Raw genomic sequence first — 13,406 nt, forward strand, 5'->3', positions numbered from 1 at the left:
AGGAGCGGAGGGGCGGCGGCGCCGCCCCTCACGCGGTTGACGGCGCGTCGGCCACGCGTGCCACACCACCGCCACACCGACGCAACATCCGGCGCAGAGAGTTGAAGCATGAAATTTCAAGTGCTCTCTCTCATCAACCACGCCCCGCACCCACTGACCGGTGAACTCCCGTCGGCGGCCGACCGGTTCGAGGAAGTCCTCGCCGTCGGCGAGGCCGCCGAGCGGCTGGGGTTCGACGCGTACGCCATCGGTGAGCGGCACGCCGGGGCGTTCCTCTCGTCCGCCCCCACCGTGGTGCTGGGCGCGCTCGCCGCCCGTACCAGCCGGATCAGGCTCCTCACCGGGGTCACGGTGGTCGCGATCCTCGATCCGGTGCGGGTCGCCGAGGACTACGCGACGCTCGACCAGATCTCCCGGGGCCGGATCGAGCTGGTCATCGGCAAGGGGGCGGAGGCGGGGCACTTCTCACTCTTCGGTCTGGACGAGGAACGGCAGTGGGATCTGCAACAGGAGAAGTACGAGCTGCTGCGCCGACTGTGGACCGAGGAGGCCGTGGACTGGGAGGGCGAGTTCCGGACACCGCTGAAGGGTGTGACGACGGTGCCCCGCCCGTACGCCGGACCGCCGAGGGTCTGGCACGGCTCGGCCACGAGTCTGCACTCCCCCGAGCTGGCCGCCCGGCACGGCGATCCGCTGTTCACCGCCAACGCGATCCAGCCCCGCGACGCCTACGCCCGGCTGATCGCGCACTACCGGGAGCGGTTCGAGGCGTACGGACACGATCCGGCCCGCGCCCATGTGGCGGCCGGGTCCGGCGGGCTGCTGATCGCGGACACCACCGAGCGGGCGGTCGCCCGCTACAAGGAGGTGTACGAGGCCCGGGTGCGGCAGAACTTCAAGCCCCACCTGGCGGGGAAGGCCGGGTACAACACGCCCTTCAGGACGATCGAGGACGCCATCGAGAACGGTCCTCAGCTCATCGGCGGTCCGCAGCGGATCATCGACAAGATCCTCGGCTACCACGAGGTCTACCGGCACGATTTGCAGTCGCTCACCGTCGACGGGTTCGGGCTCGGCCGGGCGGAGCAGCTGGAGACCCTTCAGCGGTTCGCCGAGGAGATCGCCCCGGTGATCCGCAAGGAGGCGCCGACCACGCTCTGGGAGGCGTGAGCGACGGGAACGGGCCGGGTCCGGACCCGGTGCGGTGACGCCCGGGGGCCGCGGCGACACCCGGGGCGCACCCGGCCGCGTGCTCCGGACGCGGGCCGATCGTGCATGTGCTCCTGCCGCGCCCCTCCGCGTACGGCGGCGGCGCCCTCGGCACCGGCTCGGGCGGGCGCGGAGAATGATGCCCCGGTTCCGTCCGTGATGCACCCCCACTGGCCAGGTTCACCCCGCCGTGCGCGGGGACTGCGGCGGTGCAGGCCGGAACCCGTAAGGTTGGCGCGTACGCAAGGGAACTTCGGAAGGAGGCCTGGGTGATCGAGCTCGAGGGAGTTCCCGAGCTGATTGACCCGGTCATGGTGGCCGCGTTCGAGGGCTGGAACGACGCAGGCGACGCCGCCTCCACCGCGGTCGGCCATCTCGAACGGGAGTGGAAGGGCGAGGTGTTCGCGGCGCTCGACGCCGAGGACTACTACGACTTCCAGGTCAACAGGCCGACCGTCTTCCTGGAGGGCGGTACCCGCAAGGTCACTTGGCCGACGACCCGGCTCTCGGTGGTACGGGTCGGCGGGGAGACACCACGCGATCTCGTGCTGGTCCGGGGCATCGAACCGTCGATGCGCTGGCGCTCGTTCTGCAACGAGATCCTGGGATTCGCCCATGAGTTGGGCGTCGAGATGGTGGTGATCCTGGGCGCGCTGCTCGGCGACACCCCGCACACCAGACCGGTGCCGGTCAGCGGTGTCACCTCCGATCCCGATCTGGCGCGGACGATGGATCTGGAGGAGACCCGGTACGAGGGCCCGACGGGCATCGTCGGCATCCTCCAGGAGGCCTGCGCCCACGCGGGCGTGCCCGCGGTGAGCCTGTGGGCCGCGGTGCCCCACTACGTGTCGCAGCCGCCCAACCCCAAGGCGACACTGGCCCTGCTGAACCGCCTGGAGGACCTGATCGGTCTCCGCATCCCGCTGGGCGAGCTGCCCGAGGACGCCCGTGCCTGGCAGCTCGGCGTCGACCAGTTGGCGGCGGAGGACAGCGAAGTCGCGGAGTACGTGCAGACGTTGGAGGAGGCCCGGGACACTGCGGAGCTGCCCGAGGCGACCGGCGAAGCCATCGCCCGGGAGTTCGAGCGGTATCTGCGACGCCGGGACGGCGGCCCTGTTCAGGGTCCGGGCGGACACGCCACGGAGAGCGGGGACACCTCGTATCCACGCGATGCGCCGGGTGGCCGGACCCGCCCGCCGAGACCGCCTCGGCCGGAGACCGGACAGGGCCTGCCGGGTACGGGCCCACAGCCCAGGGCCGGACGGGGACAGCGCCCCGGGGAGACACCGGATTCGACGGCCGAGGACGTCCCGGGCCGGGGAACCTCCCCGGACCCGGAGGACGATCAGGACCCCGGGAACAGGCCGGCCTCCGGAAAGGCGCCGGACGCACCCGACGCACCCGATTCATCCGATTCATCGGACTCGTCGGACTCGTCGGACGAGTGACGAGGGGCCGTTCCGCCGCCGGCAGCGGACCCTACGACGAGGCGCGGGACGGACTTGGTGTCCGTCCCGCGCCTCGTTCGTCGTCCGGGGTCCGTCCGGCCTGACCGGGCCGGACGCCCTCCGGTCCCGGCGTTGTCCGCCCGGAAGCGGAGCCCTGTTACAGCGCGACGCCCAGCAGCGCGTCGACGGTGCGCGAGACGAGGCCCGGTGCCCCCTCGTCCGTACCCCCGTCGGCGAGCTGACGCCCCACCCAGCGGTCCACGGCCGCCAGCGCGGCCGGTGCGTCCAGGTCGTCGGCCAGGGCCACGCGGACCTCGTCGACCAGGGAGTCCGCGGACACGCCGTCCGGCCGGGAGACCGCGGCACGCCACCGTCCGAGCCGTTCGACGGCGTCCGCGAGCACCTGGTCGGTCCACTCCCAGTCGGACCGGTAGTGGTGCGCGAGCAGGGCGAGCCTGATCGCGGCGGGGTCCACCCCGGCCTGGCGCAGCGCCGACACGAAGACCAGGTTCCCCTTGGACTTGGACATCTTCTCGCCGTCCAGGGCGACCATCCCGGCGTGCACGTACGCCCGCGCGAACGGGTATTCGCCGGTCAGCGCCTGGGCGTGCGAAGCGCCCATCTCGTGGTGCGGGAAGACGAGGTCGGAGCCGCCTCCCTGCACGTCGAAGCCCATGCCGAGGTGATCCAGGGCGATGGCGACGCACTCGATGTGCCAGCCGGGCCGGCCGCGGCCCAGCGTGCCGCCGTCCCAGCTCGGCTCGCCCTCCCGGGCGGCCATCCAGAGCATCGGGTCGAGCGGGTTCTTCTTGCCGGGCCGGTCGGGATCGCCGCCGCGCTCGGCCGAGAGCAGCCGCATCGCCGCGGTGTCCAGGTGGGAGACCTCGCCGAAGTGCGGGTCGGCCTCGACGGAGAAGTACACATCGCCGTCGAGTTCGTAGGCGGCCCCGGCGTCACGGAGCCGTTCGACGAGCGGGACGATGCCGGGTATCGCCTCCACCGCGCCGATGTAGTGCCGGGGCGGGAGCATGCGAAGGGCGGTCATGTCCTCCCGGAAGAGGGCGGTCTCGCGCTCGGCGAGTTCGGCCCAGTCCTGACCGTCGCGCACGGCCCGCTCCAGGAGCGGATCGTCCACGTCGGTCACGTTCTGGACATAGTGAACCTGCCGCTTGGTGTCGAGCCACACGCGCTGAACGAGGTCGAACGCGTTGTAGGTCGCCGCATGACCGATGTGGGTCGCGTCGTACGGCGTGATGCCGCAGACATAGATGCGGGCGACGGGACCGGGGTCAAGGTTGATCCGTCCGCCGGTCGCGGTGGAGTGGATCCGAAGGTCGCGGCCCTTGCCAGGCAGGGCGGGGACCTCAGAAGCGGGCCAGGCATGCATGCCCTGAGCCTAACCGGATGCACCGTCCGGATACGAACCGGACCGGCCTTCTTGGCCGAATGGGCGTTCTTGCGCGGCGAGGGCCCGTCTTCTGCGTGTCCGCGATCCGTCGGCCGTGCGTGCCGGCGGAGCCGACGGCTGTGCGTGCCGGCGACCCCGTCGACTGTGCGTCCGATCCCGTCCGCCCGGCACACGCCGGGTCCGTCGCCGGTACGGGACCCGGGCGCCCCGGCCGGAGTCAGACGGGCGGCCAGGGAATCGCGGGCCACTGCCCGGACGGTTCGGGGTGCAGGCCGGTCCGCAGCAGGGTGGCGACCCGTCCCCGGAGGGCTTCGCGTTCGGCGGCGGTGATGAGTTCGGCCAGCCGGGTGGCCAGGGGCGCGCCCTCGGCGAGTTCGACGCTCAGCTTCCGGAGGACCGCGACGGCCTCATCGGTGAGCGGCTCGCCGGCCCAGCCCCAGAGCAGGGTGCGGAGTTTGTCGTCGGCGTTGAAGGTGACCCCGTGGTCGATCGCGTACAGCCTGCCGTCCGGGGCGGGCAGCAGATGGCCGCCCTTCCGGTCACCGTTGTTGATCACGGCGTCGAGGACCGCGAGCCGGCGCAGCCGGGGGTCGTCCGCGTGCACCAGCAGCGCGGTCCGCCCCTCACCGATCTCGGCGAAGCCGATGGCCTTCCAGCCGTCGCCGGGCTCGTCGCCGTCGACGAGGGCGATGAGCGGGGGCCCGTCCGCCGTCGGGAGGACCGGCACCGGGCCCGTGGCGGGGTCCCGCGGGGCGTTCCCGGAGGGCTCCCGCGGTGTCTCGATCCACAGCTGGCACATGCCGCGGCCGTACGGGCCGTCACGCAGGACGGTCGGCGGCACGAGGCCCCAGCCGGTCGCCTCGGACAGCTCGTACGCCGCGGCCTCCCGCTGGGCGAGGGTGCCGTCGGGGAAGTCCCAGAGCGGCTGCTCCCCCGCGACGGGCTTGTAGACGCAGAGGGCCCGCTCGCCCTCGTACGCGACCGCGCAGTGGAGCACCGCGTTGGACGCCCCGGTGACCTGGCCCAGGACCGTGAGCCTGCCCTCGGTGAGGAGGGTGACCGGCCCGGAGACCGTCAGGCCCCCCGGCGGTATCCGTTCTGGCGCGGACATACGTGTCCCTCCGGGTCGAGCGGCAGACTGCAGAGCGGGCACGGCGGGCGCCCGGCGTTCACGACGTCCAGGGCGCGCTTGGCGAACGCGCGGGCCTGTGCGCCGCTGAGACGGACCCGGAGCATCGGCGGGCCGTTCTCCTCGTCCTGGAGGAGCCGTTCCTCCGCCTCGGCGAGGTCGTCCTCGCTGTCGGCGTCCAGTTCGACCAGGGCCTGCGCCTCGACGATCATGCGCTGTTCCTCGCCGTCCCAGGCGAGGGCCATCGTGCCGACCCGGAACTCCTCCTCGACGGGTGCGTCGAGCGGAGCGGTGTCGGTGACGTCCATGGGCGCGACGGCGGGAACCGGCGAGTTGCCGCCGGTGCGCCGCACGACCTCGTCGAGCAGTTCGTCGATCCGCTCGGCGAGCGCCGCGACCTGGGTCTTCTCCAGGGCGACGCTGGTGACACGCCCCCGCGCGGATGCCTGGAGGAAGAACGTACGACGTCCAGGCAACCCGACCGTGCCGGCCACGAAACGGTCCGGGGGGTCGTACAGGAACACCTGACGGGACACGTCCTGTCTCCCTTGAGACTTGAGATTGACGGTGGATGAGGGCGGCCGGGCCCGGAGGTGGGTCCTCCGGCGGGCGCCTACGGCGCGTCCACCCTACTGTGCGCGGCGATCACGGCGCCCCGGCACCGCCCCCGACCTCCGCGGTCGCGTCGGCGTCGGCTCCGACGCTCTGCTCGCGGGGGGCCAGCGGGGCCAGGTCCCCGGTGTCCCCGAGCCGCAGCAGGAACGGCCGCAGCTGGGTGTAGCGGATCGCGGTGACGGAGCACGGTTCGACCTGCACGCGCTGGAAGAGGTCCAGGTGCATGCCCAGCGCGTCGGCGACGAGGGACTTGATGATGTCGCCGTGCGAGCACATCAGATAGACCGCGTTGTCGCCGTGCTCGGTCTCGACGCGGACGTTCCAGTCCCGCACGGCCTCCACCGCGCGGGCCTGCATCGCGCGCATGGATTCGCCGCCGGGGAAGGCGGCGGCCGACGGGTGCTGCTGGACGACGGTCATCAGCGGCTCGTCGGTGAGTTCCGCGAGCTTGCGCCCGGACCAGTCGCCGTAGTCGCACTCGTTGATCCGGTCGTCGGTGCGCAGCGACAGTCCGGGCCGGGCTTCGAGCAGGGGCCGGAGGGTTTCGCGGCAGCGTTGCAGGGGGCTGCTGACGGCCGTGGCGAGGGGCAGCGCCGCGAGCCGGCCGGGCAGCGAGGCGGCCTGCTCGGCGCCGCGTTCGTCCAGGGAGACACCGGGCGTCCGGCCCGCGAGCAACCCTGACGTGTTGGCGGTGGACCGGCCGTGGCGTACGAGGATCAGCGTGGGCATACCGGCCAGCCTAGGCGGGTACTCGCGCGGACATGCGTCAGGGACCGGGAGAAGGAAGAATGCGCGAGTGATCGTGGACTGTGCCATCTACCGGGACGGGCGTCGAACCGACGGGCCCGCCGACTTCTCCGACGCCCTCGACCAGGCGCGGGCCACCGGGGACGCGTTCCTCTGGATCGGGCTGCACGAACCCACGGCGGAGGAGTTCGGTCTCGTCAGCAGCGAGTTCGGGCTCCACCGGCTGGCGGTCGAGGACGCGCTCAACGCACACCAGCGCCCCAAGCTGGAGGTGTACGACGACTCGTTGTTCGCGGTCATCAAGCCGGTGGTGTACGAACCCCACGGCGACACCGTCAGCACGGACGAGTTGATGGTCTTCATCGGTGACTCGTTCGTCGTCACGGTCCGGCACGGGGAGGGCGCCCCGCTGGCAGCGGTACGGCGCCGGCTGGAGGCGGACCCCCGGATGCTGAAGCAGGGGCCGACCGCGGTGCTGTACGCGATCTGCGACGCGGTCGTCGACCACTACATCGAGATCGCGGCGGAACTCCAGGTCGATTTGGAGGAGCTGGAGACCGAGGTGTTCGCGCCGTCCGCGACCGGCGACGCGAAGAACACCGCCGAGAGCATCTACATGTTCAAGCGCCAGGTACTGGAGTTCCGCCGGGCGACGGGACCACTGTCGTCGCCGCTGTCCCGGCTGGCGGGCGCGGGCGTGCCGTTCGTCCACGAGGAGTCACAGCCGTTCTTCCGGGACGTCAACGATCATCTGACACGTGCCAACGAACACGTGGAGGGTCTGGACCGGCTGCTCTCCGACATCCTGTCCGCCCACCTCGCGCAGATGGGGGTACGGCAGAACGACGACATGCGGAAGATCTCGGCGTGGGCGGCGATGGCCGCGGTGCCGACGATGGTGGCGGGGATCTACGGCATGAACTTCAGACACATGCCGGAACTGGACTGGTCGTGGACCTATCCGGCGGTGATCGTGCTGATGGGCTGTGTGGTCTTCGGCCTGTACCGGCAGTTCAAGCGCCGCGGCTGGCTCTGAACGACGGCGGGGCGCGCGGAGGGTCCGACGGGCGGGCCCGGCGGGCGGGAGGCCGGCCCCGGGCTCGGCGCGGCCCCGTACTCTCAGGCGTACTCCGGGGACGGGACCGCGGGCCCGCCCAGCGCGTCACGCCGCGCGGGCGGCTCAAGGCTCACCATGCGCCGCCACCCGCCGAGTCGTTCGTACGCGTACACGGCGTGGATGCCGGCGGCCAGCGCGGCCGACCTGGCCCGGGACCAGCCCAGAATCCCGCCCATACGGGACATCACGGCGAGACCGACGTCCCGGTACACCCGGATCTCGGCGAGGGCGCAGGCGCGCAGGACCCGCTGGATCGTGCGGCCGTGTCCCGCCTCGGCGAGCCGCAGCAGTTCCTCGTGGCAGTACGCCAGGTGGTTGTCCTCGTCGTTCGAGATCATCCGTACCGCGCGGCCGAGCTCGGGGTGGTCGGCGAAGTGCCTGGACAGCAGCCGCATCTGCTCGGAGGCGCGCTGTTCGGTGACCCTGCTGTGGGCGAGATAGGTGATCACGTCCCGTTCGGAGAGCCGTTCCTCCCGGCTCAGCCGCTGATGGGCGAGGCCGATGCCACGCCGTTCCAGCAGCATCGTGTAGTCGGTCTCGCGCGGGACCCCGACCGGCCGCAGTCCGCGCTTCCTCAGCAGCGCGTTGAAGATCCGTCCGTGCTTGTCCTCGTCGGCCCCGTGCCGGACGATCTTCGGGACGAGAGCGCGGCTCTCCTCGGGCACCAGGGCGGCGATACGGGCGTTCTCCCAGCCGCCCTGGGACTCCCCGGCCGCGGCGATGGAACAGAACAGGCGGAACGATTCGTCGTTGTCGAGGATCTCCTGGAACAGGCTCTTCGCAGAGAGCATCATCGCCACCTCCGTACGACGTCCGCGGAGAGTCAGTCAAGTGCGGGGCGCGGGAGCGGGCAACAGCAGCGGTGCGCGGCTGCGCCGAACGGGCGAGCGCGTTCGGAGGCGTGACCGGGGAGCGCGCGGCGCGTTAGCAGTCCGTACGGCCGTGGCGGAGCGACCCCGAGCCCCCGCCACGGCCGTACCGCTGCCGGAACGGGCAGCCGGGGCGCACCGGGGTCAGGCCGTGAGCCCGGAGAGCTCCAGGGCCTCCGTACCGGCGCGCAGGGCCGCGATCCGCTCGTCGAGGGTGAAACCGGCCGGGGCGAGGGTGAGGGTGGTGACGCCCGCGGCCGCGTACGCCTGCATGCGCTCGGCGATCCGCTCGACGGGGCCGAGCAGCGTGGTCTGGTCGATGAGCTGGTGCGGTACGGCGGCGGCGGCGCCGCTCTTGTCGCCGTCGAGGTACTTGTCCTGGATCTCGGCCGCCTCCTTCTCGTACCCCATGCGCTGGGCGAGCCGGTTGTAGAAGTTCTGCTTACGGCTGCCCATGCCGCCGACGTACAGCGCGGTGTAGGGGCGGAACATGTCGGCGAGGCCCGGGATGTCGTCGCCGACGGCGAGCGGGAGCGTCGGGCAGACGTCGAATCCGTCCATGGTCTTCCCGGCCTTCTCGCGCCCCGCCCTGAGGTGCCGGATCGCGGTGTCCTCCAGGTGGTCGGCGGACGGGAAGATCAGCAGGGCGCCGTCCGCGATCTCGCCGGTCTGCTCCAGGTTCTTCGGGCCGATCGCGGCGATGTAGAGCGGGATGTGCTCGCGCTGCGGGTGCACGGTGAGCTTGAGCGGCTTGCCGGGGCCACCGGGCAGCGGGAGCGTCCAGTGCTGCCCTTCGTACGACAGGCGCTCTCGGGCCATCGCCTTGCGGACGATCTCGACGTACTCACGGGTGCGGGCCAGCGGCTTGTCGAACGTGACGCCGTACCAGCCCTCCGAGACCTGCGGGCCGGACACGCCGAGGCCGAGCCGGAACCGGCCGCCGGAGAGCGAGTCGAGGGTGGCGGCGGTCATCGCCGTCATCGCGGGCTGGCGGGCCGGGATCTGCATGATCGCGGAACCGACGTCGATGGATTCGGTGTGGGCCGCGACCCAGGTCAGCACGGTCGGCACGTCCGACCCGTACGCCTCGGCCGCCCAGCAGACGTCGTAACCGAGCCGGTCGGCCTCCTGGGCGACGGCGAGGTTGTCGCCGTCCATTCCCGCGCCCCAGTAGCCGAGATTGATGCCGAGCCGCATAACCGCTCCCCTTACCGATCAGTAACGTCGCTTGTCCCGGACTCTAGCGCGCGGCGGCGGGTTCCGGCAGGGCACCCGTGCCCGGGCCCCGTTCCGGCGCGGCCCGCACCTGCGGAGGCCGGCCGGTCCCGGGCGACCCTCCGGTTGTCCACAGGCATCGGCTCCGGCGGGGCCGGGCCAGTAATCTCAGCCCTCATGGAGCAGAGGCATCTCGGCCACACCGGCCTACGCGTGTCCCGGATCGGGCTCGGCACGCTCACCTGGGGCCGGGACACGGACGAGCACGACGCCGCCGACCAGCTGCGGGTCTTCTGGGACGCCGGCGGCACGCTGGTCGACACGGCCGATGTGTACGGCGGCGGGGAGGCCGAATACCTGCTCGGGCAGCTCGTCGGAAAGCTGGTGCCGCGGCGGGATCTGGTCCTCGCGACGAAGGCGGGCAGCGTGCCCGACCCGGACCGGCGCTTCGACGGCTCGCGGGGACACCTGCTGGCGGCGCTCGACGCCTCGCTGGAGCGGCTGGGTACGGACTACGTCGACCTGTGGCAGATACACGCCTTCGATCCGGTCACCCCGCTGGACGAGACCCTTCAGGCACTGGATCTGGCGGTCTCCAGCGGACGGGCGAGATACGCGGGCGTGTCGAACTTCTGCGGCTGGCAGCTGGCGAAGGCCGCGACCTGGCAGATGGCCTCACCCGGCGTGCGGACCCGGCTGGCCAGCACCCAGATGGAGTATTCGCTGCTCCAGCGCGGTGTGGAGCGGGAGGTGCTGCCCGCCGCGCTCGATCTGGGGGTCGGGCTGCTGCCCTCGTCACCGCTCGGACGCGGGGTGCTGACCGGGAAGTACCGGCTGGGTACGCCGTCCGACTCGCGCGGGGCGTCGCAGCACCTGGCCCCGTTCGTCGAGCCCTACCTCGACGAACCGGCGAGCCGGATCGTCGACGCGGTGGCGACGGCGGCGGACGGCCTCGCCACGACACCGCTCCAGGTGGCTCTCGCCTGGGTGCGGGACCGGCCGGGGGTGGTGGCCCCGATCCTCGGCGCGCGCAACTCACGGCAGCTCGGGGAAGCGCTGTCAGTGGAGGCGCTTAGTCTTCCTGACGAGATCTGCCAGGCGCTCGACGACGTGTCGGCGCCCGTGCACCGCTATCCCGACCAGGACTGGAGCACGCTGTGACCGCGCTTCCCCGAGGGGAGACCCCCGGCCCCTCGGCCGAGGACCATGACACCACTGCCGTGGCCTCCCCCACCGGCACCCCTCCCGAGACCACGTCGCCGGCCCCGGGGACGGCCCCCGATCCCGAGGCGACGGCGTCGGCCGGCCCGGCGGACCCGATCGACGGCGCGGATGCCCGGTCCGGCCCGGGGGACACGGACCACGACACAGACACAGGCACGGAGTCGGGGGCGGCGACCGGGGGCGACCCGGCGTCGCGGGAAGGGGACGAGGGTTCGCCGTCGGCGACCGCACCCGTCGGCACCGAAATCCCGGAAGCACCGGAAGGCACCGGAGGCTCCGAAGCCCCTGAGGGCACCGGTGACGGCGGTGGGGAGGCCGCTACGGACGGCGCCGTGGCGCTTTCCGAGGCGGAGGCAGAGCTGGCCGCGCAGCGGGAGCTGCGGGAGCGGATCGAGAAGCGCAAGGCCGAGAAGGAAGGCCCCATTCCGGCCGGCACGAAGCTGAGCGGGACGGCCGCCGATCTGCTCGCGGCGGTACGGGCCGTGGAAAGCGGCGAGAAGACCGCCACGGCGTTCTTCGACTCGCCCTCCGCCCCCGCGCCCACGGCCGCGGCCGCGGCCGCGCCTCGCAGGGCGTCGCCGCCCGTGCCCGCGCAGTCGAGGCCCGGGTCCAGCGTCGCCAGGACGGTGACACGGGGCCCCTCGGCCGATGCCGTCGCCGCCGTGTCGGCCGTGCTCACGGAGGGCGGGGCGCCGGTGACCCTGGCGGGAGCGGTGGCCGGGACGCTCGGGGAGCGGTCCGCCGATCTCCTGCGCGCGGACCCCTGGCAGCTGTTGTCCGTGCCCGGCGTACGCCCCGAGCAGGCCGACGGATTCGCGCGGGCACTGCTCGGCGCCGAATGCGGACCGGACGACGAACGGCGGACGGCCGCGCTGGTCGGTCTGCTGCTGGAGCGGGCCGCGTTGCGGGGCCACACGGCCATGGACGCCTCGGCGGTACGGGCGGGGCTCGCCGAGCGGGCGGTGTCCGATCCCGACGCGGCCGTGCGGCACGCCGTAGCAGAGGGTGTCGTCCTGGTCTTCCAGGACGGCGCGGAGCCTGCCGCACCCGCCGGGGCCTCGGGCGACGGTTCCGCGGACGCGCCGGACGCGGACGGGCAGCCGTCGGAGCCGGTCCAGGTGCTGCTCGGACTCGACCGCTACGCCCTGGCGGAGGAGAGCCTGGCGGACGGCTTGGCGCGGCTGGTCAACGCGTGCGCGCCGTACGGGGACGACCCCGCCTGGGAGCGGGCGGCCGAGACCGTCGGTTCCCCCTCGGCGGCCGAACTGGTCCGCGCGGTCGCCACCGCCGGTGTCGTCTGTCACACCGGGGGCGAGGCCGCCAGGGCCGAGCCCGCCGCGCTGCTGTCCGCGGCCCACGGCCTCGGGCTGCGGGCCCTCGGCACCACCCACAGCGTGGACGGCCGGCGCAGGCTGGCCGAGGCGATCGGCGATCCGTCGGCGGCGGTCACGCTGTCGGGGCTGCTCTCCGGTACGGAGGGCCCGGGACGCGACGAGGAGGGGGCGTTCGCCCTTGATCTGCTCGTCGTGCTGGACGCCCCTCAGCTGGACGTGGAGAGCGCGGCGATGCTGATCGAGTCGCTGGCCGACGGGGCCCGGCTGGTGCTGAGCGGCGATCCGGCGGTGCTGGGCTCGGCGGGCGCGGGCCGGGTGTTCGGCGATGTGCTCGCGGCGCGCACGTGTCCGCGGGTGACGTCCCGCACACCGGACCCGGGCCCGATCGGCGAGTTGGTCTCGGGGATCGGGATCGGCGAACTCGAACAGGTGGCGGCGCCCGGGAAGGAGGTGGTGATCGTCCCCGTCCGTGAGGCCGGCGAGGCCGTGCACCGCACGGTGCAGCTGGTCGCGGACTCGGTGCCGCGTGCCATCGGGGTGCCCCCGGCCGACACCCAGGTCATCACCGTCGGACACGGTGGCGCCGCGGGCACCCGGGCGCTGAACACGGCGCTCAAACAACGGCTCAATCCGGGCCCCGGCCGGTTCGGCGGCTTCGATCCGGGCGACCGGGTCGTCCACATCCCCGCGCCGGGGCGGACCGTGCCCGGCGCGGTCGTGTCGGCCGACGCCGAGGGGCTGCACCTCGACTGCGCGGGTACCCCCGTCGTCGTACCGCAGGAGCGGGTGGAGTCGTCGGTGCGCCACGGCTGGGCGCTCAGCGCCCATCAGGCGGCGGGGATGCGGTGGCCCGCCGTGGTCGTCGTCCTACCGGGCGACGCGGCACAGGGGCTGAGCCGCCCCTGGGTGTACACCGCGTTCAGCCGTGGAGAGCGGCATCTGTCCGTCGTGCACGGCGTGGACCAGGCCCTGCCCCTCGCGGTGGCGCAGACCCCCTCGGAGGACCGCACGACGCGGCTGCGCACCTTGCTGGAGACGTCGGCGGCCTCCGCCGCGGTGCGGACGGCGGACGGCTGACGGCTGACGGCTGA

General features: G+C 72.8%; 11 protein-coding genes. 5 read left to right on the forward strand and 6 right to left on the reverse strand.

The features are described 5' to 3' along the window. Positions 1-108: 108 nt before the first annotated feature. Both PZB75_RS04155 and PZB75_RS04160 read left to right on the forward strand, forming a co-directional pair. Positions 109-1,170, forward strand: coding sequence for an LLM class flavin-dependent oxidoreductase (locus PZB75_RS04155; protein ID WP_275533920.1), 1,062 nt, complete (start codon positions 109-111; stop codon positions 1,168-1,170). Between the two features lie 308 nt (positions 1,171-1,478). Beyond that, the gene (locus PZB75_RS04160) at positions 1,479-2,657 is read left to right on the forward strand and encodes a PAC2 family protein (protein WP_275533921.1); all 1,179 of its coding nucleotides are present in this window, start codon (positions 1,479-1,481) and stop codon (positions 2,655-2,657) included. A 157-nt stretch (positions 2,658-2,814) separates the two neighbouring features. On the opposite strand, the gene mshC is transcribed toward PZB75_RS04160, so the two are convergent. From mshC to PZB75_RS04180, 4 genes are all read right to left on the reverse strand, one after another. Then, positions 2,815-4,044: a cysteine--1-D-myo-inosityl 2-amino-2-deoxy-alpha-D-glucopyranoside ligase gene (mshC, locus tag PZB75_RS04165; protein WP_275533922.1), complete on the reverse strand. Its 1,230-nt coding sequence runs from the start codon at positions 4,042-4,044 to the stop codon at positions 2,815-2,817. Positions 4,045-4,282: 238 nt separating this feature from the next. Then, the gene (locus PZB75_RS04170) at positions 4,283-5,176 is read right to left on the reverse strand and encodes an SCO1664 family protein (protein WP_275533923.1); all 894 of its coding nucleotides are present in this window, start codon (positions 5,174-5,176) and stop codon (positions 4,283-4,285) included. Continuing rightward, positions 5,140-5,730, reverse strand: a complete 591-nt coding sequence (locus tag PZB75_RS04175) for a DUF3090 domain-containing protein (RefSeq protein WP_275533924.1) — start codon at positions 5,728-5,730, stop codon at positions 5,140-5,142. Before PZB75_RS04175 ends, PZB75_RS04170 begins: the two co-directional genes overlap by 37 nt. Positions 5,731-5,839: 109 nt before the next feature. Next, complete coding sequence (locus PZB75_RS04180; protein ID WP_275533925.1) at positions 5,840-6,538, reverse strand: histidine phosphatase family protein; 699 nt, start codon at positions 6,536-6,538, stop codon at positions 5,840-5,842. Between the two features lie 67 nt (positions 6,539-6,605). Between PZB75_RS04180 and corA the strand changes: the two genes are divergently transcribed. Then, positions 6,606-7,592 (forward strand): magnesium/cobalt transporter CorA, encoded by a 987-nt coding sequence (corA, locus tag PZB75_RS04185; RefSeq protein ID WP_275533926.1) that lies wholly within the window; start codon positions 6,606-6,608, stop codon positions 7,590-7,592. An 83-nt stretch (positions 7,593-7,675) separates the two neighbouring features. Here the strand turns inward: corA and PZB75_RS04190 are convergent, their stop codons facing one another. Together PZB75_RS04190 and PZB75_RS04195 are read right to left on the reverse strand one after the other, a co-directional pair. After that, the gene (locus PZB75_RS04190) at positions 7,676-8,464 is read right to left on the reverse strand and encodes a ferritin-like domain-containing protein (RefSeq protein ID WP_275538577.1); all 789 of its coding nucleotides are present in this window, start codon (positions 8,462-8,464) and stop codon (positions 7,676-7,678) included. Between the two features lie 222 nt (positions 8,465-8,686). Continuing rightward, entirely contained in the window at positions 8,687-9,739 is a 1,053-nt protein-coding gene (locus PZB75_RS04195; RefSeq protein WP_275533927.1) for an LLM class F420-dependent oxidoreductase, read from the reverse strand. Positions 9,740-9,934: 195 nt separating this feature from the next. On the opposite strand from PZB75_RS04195, the gene PZB75_RS04200 reads away from it, so the two are divergent. Both PZB75_RS04200 and PZB75_RS04205 read left to right on the forward strand, forming a co-directional pair. Continuing rightward, positions 9,935-10,918 carry an aldo/keto reductase gene (locus PZB75_RS04200; protein WP_275533928.1) on the forward strand — a complete coding sequence of 328 codons (984 nt, stop codon included), beginning with the start codon at positions 9,935-9,937 and terminating at the stop codon, positions 10,916-10,918. Next, positions 10,915-13,392, forward strand: a complete 2,478-nt coding sequence (locus tag PZB75_RS04205; RefSeq protein ID WP_275533929.1) for a helix-hairpin-helix domain-containing protein — start codon at positions 10,915-10,917, stop codon at positions 13,390-13,392. The genes PZB75_RS04200 and PZB75_RS04205 overlap by 4 nt, the downstream gene beginning before the upstream one ends. Positions 13,393-13,406 lie beyond the last annotated feature (14 nt).

The organism is Streptomyces sp. AM 4-1-1, assembly GCF_029167625.1.
In the GTDB taxonomy this organism is placed as follows: domain Bacteria; phylum Actinomycetota; class Actinomycetes; order Streptomycetales; family Streptomycetaceae; genus Streptomyces.